Consider the following 11,899-nt stretch of genomic DNA (forward strand, 5'->3'; position numbering starts at 1 on the left):
ATTCTAGACAGTTTACTTCCATTATAATTAGCATCCTTAAAATTGTTAGAATTGATAAAATTTTCAATAATAATATGTCTTTCTTCCGGTAAATGCTCTTCTAAAATAGAATTTATTTCCGGAAGAAGAATGCTATCAGTTTGATCTTTTAAAACCCATAGCTCATCCAAACTCATACCTTGCAATTTTTGAATGACAAAAGTTTTTAACCAATTTATAGCAAATGCATCTAATAAAATTTTCATATTCTGCGGGCTATAAGAAAATCCTGAATAATCAGTCCCAGCAGTGGAGATTTTTGAAACGATTGTTAAATTATCGATGTAGTTTTTTATTTTTAATTTACATTGTTCACTAATATACTCTGAAGTTTTACATTGCTGTAGACAAATCAATAAATTACCCCAATTATCACTACTGATTTTATCCACAATTATATTAGATATGTTTTCATAATTCACAGACTCAGCATTGGTTAACCCAATACCAAGTTGTAAGTTAGATAAATCATTGTTGGTAATTTCATTGTAAGAAACAGGCTCAGAAACTACTGCTCTTTCTCCTCCAGGTGCAGCAACAGGTTGAGTAATTGATAGAGATTCTGTGATGGGATTGATGAAAGGCTGTTGTTTTTGTTGAGCTATCCTTTCAATAGCTTCAATGGCTTCCGAATCAATACGGGATACAGCTAAAACTCTTACCCATAAATTTTTTGCTAATAAGAAATCACCCCTGTTTTCAGCCAGAGACGCTTGATATTTCAAAGACTCTGCATCTTTTATTCTGGCTGCTTGTTCTACTAAGATGTAGTACATCTTGTAGGGTGGCTCCGCTTTTAAATAAGGATTTTGTTCAGATTTTTTGTAATAAGCATTTAACTCAGGTACTCTGTAACGCAAATATTGTTCTAAACGTTCTACTGTGGCACAATTGGCCTCTCCCTGGATTCGTAGCCCTTCTAGTAAGCTGTAAGTAAATGAGCCATGCTGTAATTCATCTATCTCCCAAGACTTTTGGCTTGGCGCACATGAGTAAAAGGTGATGACTCCCTTGTGTCCCTGCGTCCCTACTCCTAACCCAGAGCGATCGCCTTCATCTCGACAAGCATCTATTAACAACACTACATTGTCTGCTCCACACCGCCGTAACCTTTGGGTTACATAATCCACAGAGATCGCTGTTCTTTCGACAGCTTTCGAGGAGCTATCTAAAAACATTAGATAATCTCTGTCTTCATACCTTCGCCCATGACCTGCAAAAAAGAACCACAGATTATCTTGTGCCTCCAGCAATTTTGTTTCAAATTGCACCTCCAAAAAAGTTAAAAACCTTCCGTGAGTTGGCTGAGTTTTTATTGGTGGATTTGTTTTTATCGCCGGAGAATCTTCTGTAAACAGAAAAACTCGGTCAAATTGAGCTTCATTCTCAAACCAATCCTTCATCGCCTCTGCATCTCGTTTGGCATAATTTAACGACTGGAGGTTATCATAATTGTTGATTCCGACTACAATTGCCCAATTTTTACCCATATCACTGCTGGCTATTTCCGCTTGAACTTGAAGGTCATCGCTCCTTTGCCGCCAGCTTTCCCCCCACCAATCCCAAACAAGCTGATTTGTCCTTCTCCATTAATTTCTACTGATAGTTCAATTTCCTGAAGCTGTATCTTTGAATCAGGTTCATCTGCTTCATCCAACATTTCTCTCATCGCTTGCAGAAACCCTTGCATTTCCTGCTTCAGCTTCCCTACTTCTACCGATTTTCGTCTGGTAATTACTAATTCTGTCGTTTCTGTAATTTCTGCCCCCAGTCTTCCACCCGTGTCACGACCACTTCTCGAACCTCTTGTCACTGTTTCATGAGTCGTTGCTGCTTCCGTTTCTTCTGTAATAATCCAGATTGTTTTTGGTGTTGGGGTTTCTGCTGACATATAGCTTTTTAAATACTTTCTATTTAACTAACTTTTACTAACGCTTCTACTGTTGCCACTCTAGCTTCAAGCTCTGCTACCTTTTGGTTTAGCGGCAATGCTTCACCGCATCCTAAATACTGGGACAACGCACCAATTACTACATCTGTTTTGGATGTACCTGTTTGTTGGGCATAGTTGTTAAGTTTTTCTAGCAGAGCCGGTGGAAGTCGAACAACAATTTGAGGCTTGACCATTACAACCAACTACCCCTCTTACTGCATGACTTTGCATTACGATTATTGCGTATGATCACGTAATTACGCAATAAAGCGCAGAAATTCTTAATTTAGCTTGTATTACAACAGTTGCGAGAAATACCCTATACCCCGCAGTTTCAGCTAAATCCAGAGATATAGCGCACAGTCAAACAAGTTGTCAAATTGAACTTGATCCTGAATTCAGAAGTCAGAATTCAGGAGTCAGAATCAAGACGCGACGCTAGAATACTCGCTATCGCAGACTCGCTCTAAGCGAAGCTATGCCGTTCGCGTTAGCGTTAGCGTTAGCGTCTCGAAGAGAAGGCTTTACGCTACATTACCAGTGGGGGATTCAGACCCGCCACTGTCTTGTTGACCACTAAATCTTCTCTTTCAGAGACGCTGCGTGAACGATTTAGTGGGGGTGCAAAAACGCCCTTGATTCATCCGCTTTTTCGCACAAAATTCATTCTGTTAGCGGTAGCGGGGCGTTTAGCCCATTCTGGCTCCTGACTCCTGAATTCTGTTTTGATAACTTTGGTGAATTACTAATAATCGGATCTGATTTTTGACGGCATTGAATTTTAAATTCGGCCTTACTAGATAGTTGTTCTACAGGATCAAAAATTTGAATTTGTTGCCAACCAGAGTAGCTTTTACCAAGTGACCAGGAAGTTTCAACATCTTGGCTACTAGCGCCACTGAAATTAATCGTTTTGACAGGTGCAGAAGCTCCATCACTTCTTATAAATTTGTAAGAAACTGTACCATTACCTCTTGCCACAGATATACGTCCAAAAAATTTAATTGTCGCAGGGCAAGATCCCTCATAGTTAAATGGCTCGGCCCGAAGCAATAATTCTACTACTCTGAATCTTAGAGGTGGTGTTGTCTGTACCACAGATGGTGTTTGTACTACGGGTGGTGTTGTCTGTACCACAGATGGTGTTGTCTGTACTACAGACGGTGTTTGTACCACGGGTGGTGTTGTCTGTACTACGGGTGGTGTTGTCTGTACTACAGACGGTGTTTGTACTACGGGTGGTATTTGTATTACAGTTGGTGTTTGTACCACGGGTGGTGTTGTCTGTACTACAGACGGTGTTTGTACTACGGGTGGTATTTGTATTACAGTTGGTGTTGTTGATGGCTCGGTCGGCTTTGGTAATGAAACTGGGACTGGTCTTTCTTTTGATGCAATCCAATACCAGAACAATCCTCCCAAAATTAAGACCAAAACAAGAGTACCCAATTTAACCAATTGTGAAAAATCTGGCGGCAATGGAGGAGCAGTTTCGGAGTGAGGTTTTTGCTGTTTTGGTAAAGGCGAGTTGGTAAGAAATTGGAGATTATGCCGGGTAACTTCTATTCCCTCTTGGTCGTTTAATAATTCTCTAATATGTAAAGCTTGAGATAAATAATCTTGAGCCAGTATAATTTCATTCAAGCAAAGAGCGCGAGTACCTAACTGGTGTAAAGTATATGCTTCAATAACTTGATTTCCAGTGACACGCGCTGCTTCCAACAGCCAATGTAATAACCTGTTCCATGTACCCCACTGACAACTTGAGGCCAAATATCCTTCAATAGCTTTTCCCAAAGTCAGTACATCAGACCAACGACCAACCCCAACCGCCCATTCTACAACTCTGAGAATGGTCTGAGATTCTTGCATTAGGCTTTCTGTAATACCATTTTGTTGCAGCCAATTTGTAAAATAATTAACACTACGTTCCATCCAATGGGTGAGGTCTGATTGTTCTTGTAATTCCTCAACTAAAGAACTAGCCAGACTATAGCGATCGCCTTCTACCTCAATTAGGTTACGTTTGAGTAATGATTCTAGTAAAGTCTGCACTTGGGGCAATTCAGATAAATCTGCAATTTGCTGTGATGCTAAAGCGATGTTTGCACCGAAAGCTGCTAATAATGCCAGAATTAGACGCTGAGGTTTTTTTAAGGATGAGAAGAGTTTTTCTACCCAACTACTATTAGTAGCAGTTTTAAACCGTTGCGCGATCACCGCTAAAGATAAATCTTCCTGATTCACTAAGGCTACAGCTTGCAGAATCTTCAGTGGATGACCATCTAAAGCTATACAAAGACTTTCTGCATCTGCGCGTTCTTCTTGGCCCAGAGGATGGCCTAATTCTCTGGCTACTAAAGCCAAGGCATCATTTAAGGGTAGTCCACCTAATTTTACTGGTTGTCCTTCTCCCCAAAGTTGACGTTCCCCAGCCGCAAATAGAAAGGTAAAACTAGGCAAATCAATAATTAGACTTTGTACTTCTGCCCTAGCCAGGTTTGCCCCATCTAAAATAATTAAAGCCTTTTTATTTGCTAAAACTTGACGAATTTCAATATCTGATGGCTTGAATTGAAGGCTGTTTTCGTAAAAAGCATTAAAGAAAACTTGCAATAAATCAGAGACTGACTCATATTGATTGCAGCGATGGTAAATAATCCCATCAGGAAAAGCTGGAGTAATTGAGGGATGATGGGCTAGGTAGCGTAAAAGAACTGTTTTGCCTATACCAGCTAAACCAAAAAACTCTACTGGTTGGTCATAAGGTAGAGCATCTAAAGCGATTTTTACTTCTTCTCGACGACCCAACAACAAGGGAAAAGGACGAGGATTTAAAATAATAGGAAGGCGGCGAAGTTGGGGAGATTGCTGATTTTCCGGCGAGACGAGAGTAACTTTAGCTCCTGTTGCGGGGTCAAGTTTGAGAATATTAATAGTTCCAACTTGACCAATACTGCCAAATAAAATGGCGTTATCACCAGCAGACTGAGAAATTGTCCCACTCATCCCAACCTCCTATCGTTGAATATTAATATTTCCGGCTGAACCTATCGACCCAAAGCCAATGCTGTCGTTACCAAATGTTTGGCTAATTGAATTATTTGGTTGAGTTATCGATTCTTGATTAGTATGATTCTCTGTTTTATGTTCTTCTTGAGAAGGTTGTGGTCTAAATTTCAATACTGGAGTGGCTGATTCGGGAATACCTTCTAAGTCAACAGAAGCGCAGCCGATATCATAACAGTATTTATAAGAATAACCTGCACCCAAGGCATCATAGAAGCCCACAGCAAATGCGATCGCAGCTTTATCTCCAATCGCCTGATTCATTCCAATTACACAATTAATGTGTTGATAAATTGCATCTGCTTGAGCTTCGGAGTAACAAGCATTAAGTAAAACACATTCAATTTTTGCTTGAAATAAATTAAATAACTTAGCTAGAGACTCTGTACTTACAAGTTTTGCTTCCCCTGCTAGATTCTCAAGAACTAAGCCATCACATCCTAAGCCATGACCAGAGCAATGCACTATCCCCGGCTGATGCTCTAATAATGCACGACGTAAGTCGTCAACTCTCACTGCCCATTCAGTGACAATTTCAAACTGTTCTCGATTTTTAGCTCGTTTTATTGCTCCTTGGATTTCACGTACTTCTTCATCCAAGCGCAATCTACTACTGTTTTTAGGATTGGCTGATAATATCAGTATTTTTTTCACAGTTTTATAATTTTGGCAAGTCAACAAAACCAAAGATTGATACAGTATCAGCTTCCTATATTCCTGAATTTTGCCAAAAATTACCAAAATTGCTGTAAATAATAATTGGTGGCTTGAGATTGCTGGAAGGAACGCTCAAAGAAGACTGAGAGGTACTTTCGAGACGAATTGCGATTCTGGCAACCTCAATAGGCTTTCAGTGTATCGGTAACTTTTTAGACAACCAAATACAAGTAGCAAGCCCCGCATCACAGTGGGGGAAATTTCCGTGCGTCAATATAAACAGGAGATTGTAGAATGACTGCAACTATTACTCGTCCCAAGCTCAAAAAGGCTGCTGCTAAACCACAGTCACCATACAAAAGACTTCATGTGATTATTCCCATAGAAGATTTGCTGTGGGCTTCGCAGCAAAAACCATCAATTACGCAATTATGGCAAGAATGCTGGACGGCTGACCCTTATGGTTCCCGGTGGATGCCTTTGACCTCTGCTTTGGGGTACAGTACTTTTATCTGTGCAAAGAAAATTCTAGCTGAAAGCGGGTTGTTCATTTTCAAGCCCGACAAGTCAATTCAGGATGGCAGGGAAACGGCTAGCTGGATGGTGAAGAATTTGCATGGTAGCCGGATGAAGGAGTTTTGGGAGAAAGCCAATGCCGAAAATCAGCAACCAAATGCTGAAAAACGAGAATTAAATGCTGGGGATTCAGATAAAGATGCTGGCTGTGAAGAAATACGTGCTTTAAATCAAGCATCTATTTTAAGTCAAAATCAGTCAGAGCAAGGGTTCCAGGAACCCTCACGAACTACTCAGGAACAGCTAACGAACTCTTCAAAAGAGTTCGTTAGCTGTTTCTCTGACACGCTAAATGACATTTCGCAAGTTGAGGAGACGGCTCACGCGCCCTTGAGGGGCGCGTCGCCTCAGACTGTCGAGGGCGTGTCAGAGAAAGAGAAAGACTTGCCTACGGCAATGGACTGCACGACGCTAACGCTTGTGGATGCTGCACCAAGTCAACCTGCTCCGTTGTTGGCTGAAAATCAAGATTGTGGTGTTGAGCCGAGAGACTGTCATGGAGGTGCTTTTTCCGCCGCGCCCGTCGCCCAAAATGAATTTTCTGACAAGGAAGCGATCGCTAATCAAATACAGGGGCAAGTAGAACAAGGTCAATCTGCTTTCTTGCCAGGAGAAAACCAAGTTTCCGATGTAGAAATGAAAGCAGATCATAAAGGCACTGGTTCCGCCGCGTCGCCTGCCCAAATTGAAAAATCTTCAACTTCAGCGATCGCAGATCAGAAAATAGAACCGAGTCGCCCCTCTGCTGAGTTAATGACTGAAAATTCAGTTTCGGGTGGAGAAGTCAAAGCAGTTTATGAGGGTGAAAGTTCCGCTGCGCCCGTGCCACAATCTGAAAAATGGTCGCATGAGGCAATTGTTGCGCGGTCAAATATGCGACCTGTAAGGAGGGAAAAATTGAATCGAGCAGCGAATTCAGGGGAGAATCCGGGGTTTGAGTTCTTGCAAGAGTGTTGGAATGATGATCCAGCGCTGGTAATCGTGATCAAGAAATTGTTGGCGAAGTTTCCGCAGTGGGGGATTGCGATTGTTGATGGGGTGTTGGTTGATTGGAATCGGTAGTGATTACCATTTATGTTGTGGTTTCATGCGATGTTTACGACAACCCTTGAGTGATGACACTTCAACTGTTGGCATATCCCAAAACTCGTTCCCACTCCCAACGCCACGCCGTCTCTACTAATATTTCGTTTCCGTTGGTAATTTGAATGGATTTAGAAGTTACGTATCGTACATAGTACTATATGGAATTTGGTATTTCAGCCATGTTTAGTACCCAGATATAAAACATTCTCTTATGTATTTGTTATTCAAGATCATCGTTTTGCAATATTTGAAATTGGGAAAAGTAGGAAAAGTAGGATGTTTTGTACAAACAGTTGACTAGCTTGTTATTAGGCGGTAAGTTGATGTCTAGTAGTGAGTAAATCTAGTAAACTTTTTGTCATGTAAACCTTTTTAAATATTTGAAAAGCTTACCACTAATGGTTCAGATTCAGTAATAATTTTGGATTTGAAAAGATTTAGTATTTTGGCAAATTCCGCTTGGACATCAGAATTTGGTTGATTCGCATTAAAGCTCTCAAAAACTTCCAGAGATTAAGTTCTTCCAAAGTTATAAAAGAGGAATGAGTAGCAATCAAATTCCCGGTATGTAGATAAAAGCGTTAAAAGTACGAATAATGTGGTTAAGTACAAGAGTAATTAAGTTTGTCAACGATGACGAATATAGAGAGTATGCAAAGTACCTGGGTTTCCCTGCTCTTCATCAAATCCGGAGTATTGATCCTTGGTGCAATCCACACGTTAATTATTCACGTAACTTCCGTTTAGATTCGCTAGATGAAGTTTGGAACTTGCTCGATTGGCTACCAAGTCCGTTATCAAGCAAACAATACTATTTATTGTTTACAGATGCCAGTAAACATAATATTCCAGAAAATCATCCGAGATTAAAGCTACTCGGATATGATTTATTAGATATTGAAAGGAAATCACCTTTGTGGAACCACCGACCTTGGACAAAAGCTTTAAAGCCACTAGCTCAAAAGGTCAATCAGTATGGATTGTTCAAATGCTCAGATGCTGTAACTGCTCAGGCTATTCTTCCCCAGGTCTGGCATAACCACCCTCGTTCTATGGTGAAAATTTGCACTTTGTTTGAAGTCTTATCTTTATAACGAAAGATAGTTGCGATCGCTTATATCAAAGAAGCACTCCGAACTTGGAAAGGAGTTAAGTCACCGGAGGCTGTGTTTGTGGCTACTTGCAAAGAAGGGAGGAAACCGGAGGCGTAACAGGCCAAGTCTGCTGCGATCGCTTGGTTCGAGTGGGCAAGGCGGCAAAGGATTGTGATTGCGCTGTCTGGCGAAACTGTGTACACGCCCCAAGGTGAACGAGTGGAATTGCAAGAGATGATGCGACGGTATCCGATGTACGCGAGACTCCACCTTTTTCAGCGATTACAAAGCATCCGTGCGATGTATGGATTCAATTAACTCCTCAACTTCTTCTTCATCCAGACATTGTTTCACCTGGGTGCTGAACCACTCAAATTCTTCCGGTTCTGTGTCCTGGACTCGATAGACGAGTAATGTTCCAGCAACGCGGGCAAGAGTAAGAGGTGATGGAGAAACGTGGCTCAGGAGATCGCACGCATTCTGGTATATTTCCATGACTGATAATTCGGACAAAGGAGATCCCAACTGAGCGGAAAGCTGTTTTAGATTATCCTGAATAGATGAATGGAAGTCTGGATCTTCGGGATGGGAAAGAGGGTTACTCATAATTGTCGTTCAAATGCCATTGGATTGGGACTGGAAGCAATGGACTTGGAAACTCAGCAACGAGACGATTACGTACATCATACCCTCACTTGGAAGCTGCGCCATTCCATCACCTTTGCCCCAGTAGACTCTAGCTCAGGGTAGTTCAATGTACTCATCACTCCATGCAATAGGATTCCACTGTTATTGTAAGGCTCGAATCAAAATGGCATTCGGGACTATTTTGTATAGCGTTAACGTGCCAGAAAAGATTGACTCAACCAATATCCAATTGTCGCAAATATAATTATTGATGTTACAGGCATAAACCATACCCCTAAATTGGGATTTTCTGTAGTCGCTAGATGGAATATTTGCCATTCAATGTAAACAAATATCCAAACCATCTCACTTTTTAACCAATTCAGCATTGAACAAGCAATTTGATACTGCTGCAAAGCATTTTGTTCATTAATTACAACTGGATAATTAAATGTATTGGGATAACGACTAATAAATGTTAAAAGTCCATAAATTGCTAAACCGACAATTGGTAACAACCACAGAACTTTTTTGCTCCCCCAACCATTGGCTTGTCCATCAAATCCAAAGTGGACTGGTATAGTATCCGGTAATGTTGACCAAGCGTGAATAGCGATGCCGAATAATCCTAACAGTCCTACTAGTGCGCTCAAGTTTAGCATCTGTGCCGAATCGAATCCAGGAATTACAAGATCAGGTTTAGCATAAATAATGCCAAATAAATTTGGCTTATTCGCTTATATTCTCCGAATTATATTCGGGAGTTTTACGCTCAAAGTTGCGGCGAATTCTGGGCATAATCTGGAGTTTGACTTCTTGCAAGAGTGTTGGAATGATCCGGCGCTGGTGATCGCGATCAAGAAGTTGCTGATGAAATATCCGCAGTGGGGTATTGTGATTAGATATCTTGCATAAATCAAACAATTTGAACCCTACCCTGCCAACTCCACTCCTTACTCTTTGAACTAAATTGTCTCAAATTGGTAGTAAGCCCCAACTCCATCGAACTACTTACACCCAAGAGCACGAAGCGCCTCCCCCAGCGCACGCGCAAGGGAGAGGTAAAGAAGCACATAAAGTCCTATTTACTGTCCGTTCGTTTATTCTGTAACTAGTTGCTTACGTTTACGAAGAGACGTGATACCGAAAGCACCTAAGCCTAAGATACCCATCAGGGAGGCGGGTTCGGGAACAGCTTGGGTAACTACGTCAAATTTGAAATTGGGGCCAATCCTACCGTTACCTGCTGTCAGGGTTGAAGGAAAACTAAAGCCTTGGGATGAACCATTTCTGGCGCTACCGGTGAGAGTAATTTCTGGAGCCGTATTTACAAATCCGGGAACAGTATAAATATCACTAAATGGACTAGTTATTGCTGCACCAATAACGTATGACATTCCAGCAAGAAGATTGACTGACGTAATATCCTGGTAACGAAAGCTTCCAGTTAGTGGGCTGGTGGTTTGGACAGTTGTTGAAGCTAGTAAATTCCCGTCCGATGTCCACAAACCAACTAAGTGGGATTGTGATAGAGGATTCGCAAGAGTTTGATCGTAAAAACCTAATGCAGTAACCGAGAGGTTTTCATTAGCAGTGAATGACCAACCAATTGTTTGATTTGTACCATTAAAAGCTGGGAAGTTAGATCCACCAGCGAAACTCTGTATCGCTTCAGATGCGTATACAGATGGTGCAGAAACTAAAGCTGTTGTCAGGATGAAAGGAGAAGCTATTGATAACTTTTTTAGTACATTTACGATTGTCACGATCTTATTTCTCCGATAAACTTTAACATTCGAGACTCTCCACAGCAATGTAACCTTTTTATACTAGAAATGCCAATAATTTCCAGCAAATTCACGCAAAAAATAAATAAGGGCTAGTTTATTTATTTATTTATTTATTTATTTATTTATTTATTTATTGTGGGTACAAGCCCCCGCAACAATGTTTGATTTGGCGGTCAACAAAAAAGTGGTGAGTTCAAGCTCCAATTGCCTTTAATTTTGAATTAATAATTTTGAATTTTGAATTGCTGCTTGACGGTGCTTATCTACTTTGTGCAGAAGATGTAGATCAAGATTCCCTTGCATTGATACCGCGCAACGACGAATTACTTTCTGAAAACGGGGACGCATAATCTGCGACTCGCTCCCATCCCCACTTATAAGCAGTGTCAACCAGAATTTCTTTCCCATTTCGGAACTTAATAAATTCCTGCCCGTGGTCGTAAAATATGTCTGCAACCAGTTGATTACGCTCGTCGTAACCCCACTTATCCACTGCTGCCCTCCACCAGCGCTTTCCGGGTGAGAGCAACTGTTCAAGTTCTAAATACTCCGGTTTCCAGTACTTGGTGCGCCATTGATTTGCTAGTGCGTCGATTAATATCGCAGTCGGGTAGATGGGCTTCAGGTTTTCTTCGAGCCAGAGTATATAAACGATTGCGCTCCTGAAAGCATCTTCTAAACCATAACTTGCTGCTTCTAGAGTGTCTTGGAGTTGCTCGTCATTAAAATTTACGCCGAGCGATTGCAGGGCTGGAGCGTACAAATCAAATAATTCTTGTTCCACTGAATCGGCAGACCAGAACCACATAAGAAAAGAAAACTCCTGCTGGGTGGCTAATTAAAATTTAGCGTTTAACGTCGGAAGTGTTGATGATCGCTTGTCCATTTGCACCCTCATGGAGTAATCATTTTACATTTTAGTCTCTGACAATCTACAATCTTCTTCCCACTCTAAGGCTAGCAAACTGAAAAGTAATTGATCGTGTAGAATACCATCGAGTAATTGATGCTGTCGAAGGCATCCATCT

13 protein-coding genes are annotated in these 11,899 nt (G+C 41.2%); 3 read left to right on the forward strand and 10 right to left on the reverse strand.

Annotated features, from left to right (window positions below; all coding sequences use genetic code 11):
* From GNF10_RS30520 to GNF10_RS30540, 5 genes are all read right to left on the reverse strand, one after another.
* A partial coding sequence (locus tag GNF10_RS30520) for a caspase family protein (protein ID WP_185607328.1) occupies positions 1-1,529 on the reverse strand: 1,529 nt, incomplete at its 3' end.
* 11 nt (positions 1,530-1,540) lie between these two features.
* Positions 1,541-1,930 carry a hypothetical protein gene (locus GNF10_RS30525; RefSeq protein WP_185586983.1) on the reverse strand — a complete coding sequence of 130 codons (390 nt, stop codon included), beginning with the start codon at positions 1,928-1,930 and terminating at the stop codon, positions 1,541-1,543.
* 23 nt (positions 1,931-1,953) lie between these two features.
* Positions 1,954-2,166: a DNA-binding domain-containing protein gene (locus GNF10_RS30530; protein WP_185586985.1), complete on the reverse strand. Its 213-nt coding sequence runs from the start codon at positions 2,164-2,166 to the stop codon at positions 1,954-1,956.
* A 469-nt stretch (positions 2,167-2,635) separates the two neighbouring features.
* Positions 2,636-4,981, reverse strand: coding sequence for a hypothetical protein (locus GNF10_RS30535; protein WP_185586987.1), 2,346 nt, complete (start codon positions 4,979-4,981; stop codon positions 2,636-2,638).
* Positions 4,982-4,990: 9 nt separating this feature from the next.
* Positions 4,991-5,695, reverse strand: a complete 705-nt coding sequence (locus GNF10_RS30540; RefSeq protein ID WP_185586989.1) for a CHAT domain-containing protein — start codon at positions 5,693-5,695, stop codon at positions 4,991-4,993.
* A 297-nt stretch (positions 5,696-5,992) separates the two neighbouring features.
* On the opposite strand from GNF10_RS30540, the gene GNF10_RS30545 reads away from it, so the two are divergent.
* A complete protein-coding gene (locus tag GNF10_RS30545) occupies positions 5,993-7,336 on the forward strand; it encodes a hypothetical protein (protein WP_260446351.1) in 1,344 nt (447 codons plus the stop codon).
* Between the two features lie 620 nt (positions 7,337-7,956).
* Complete coding sequence (locus GNF10_RS30555) at positions 7,957-8,454, forward strand: hypothetical protein (RefSeq protein ID WP_185586990.1); 498 nt, start codon at positions 7,957-7,959, stop codon at positions 8,452-8,454.
* Positions 8,455-8,474: 20 nt separating this feature from the next.
* Here the strand turns inward: GNF10_RS30555 and GNF10_RS30560 are convergent, their stop codons facing one another.
* The 3 genes from GNF10_RS30560 to GNF10_RS30570 all read right to left on the reverse strand — a co-directional run bounded on the left by GNF10_RS30560 (position 8,475) and on the right by GNF10_RS30570 (position 9,743).
* Positions 8,475-8,657, reverse strand: a complete 183-nt coding sequence (locus GNF10_RS30560) for a hypothetical protein (protein ID WP_185586992.1) — start codon at positions 8,655-8,657, stop codon at positions 8,475-8,477.
* Positions 8,658-8,736: 79 nt separating this feature from the next.
* On the reverse strand, positions 8,737-9,060 hold the full coding sequence (locus tag GNF10_RS30565) for a hypothetical protein (protein ID WP_185586994.1): 324 nt from the start codon (positions 9,058-9,060) through the stop codon (positions 8,737-8,739).
* A gap of 233 nt (positions 9,061-9,293) precedes the next feature.
* Entirely contained in the window at positions 9,294-9,743 is a 450-nt protein-coding gene (locus GNF10_RS30570) for a DUF1648 domain-containing protein (protein ID WP_185586996.1), read from the reverse strand.
* A gap of 49 nt (positions 9,744-9,792) precedes the next feature.
* Between GNF10_RS30570 and GNF10_RS30575 the strand changes: the two genes are divergently transcribed.
* Positions 9,793-9,996 (forward strand): hypothetical protein, encoded by a 204-nt coding sequence (locus GNF10_RS30575; protein ID WP_185586998.1) that lies wholly within the window; start codon positions 9,793-9,795, stop codon positions 9,994-9,996.
* 185 nt (positions 9,997-10,181) lie between these two features.
* Here GNF10_RS30575 and GNF10_RS30580 read toward each other — a convergent pair whose 3' ends face one another.
* Together GNF10_RS30580 and GNF10_RS30585 are read right to left on the reverse strand one after the other, a co-directional pair.
* Positions 10,182-10,847 (reverse strand): DUF4082 domain-containing protein, encoded by a 666-nt coding sequence (locus tag GNF10_RS30580; protein WP_185587000.1) that lies wholly within the window; start codon positions 10,845-10,847, stop codon positions 10,182-10,184.
* 310 nt (positions 10,848-11,157) lie between these two features.
* The gene (locus GNF10_RS30585) at positions 11,158-11,679 is read right to left on the reverse strand and encodes a hypothetical protein (protein WP_185587002.1); all 522 of its coding nucleotides are present in this window, start codon (positions 11,677-11,679) and stop codon (positions 11,158-11,160) included.
* Positions 11,680-11,899 lie beyond the last annotated feature (220 nt).

Source organism: Nostoc sp. UCD121 (assembly GCF_014222285.1).
GTDB lineage: Bacteria > Cyanobacteriota > Cyanobacteriia > Cyanobacteriales > Nostocaceae > Nostoc.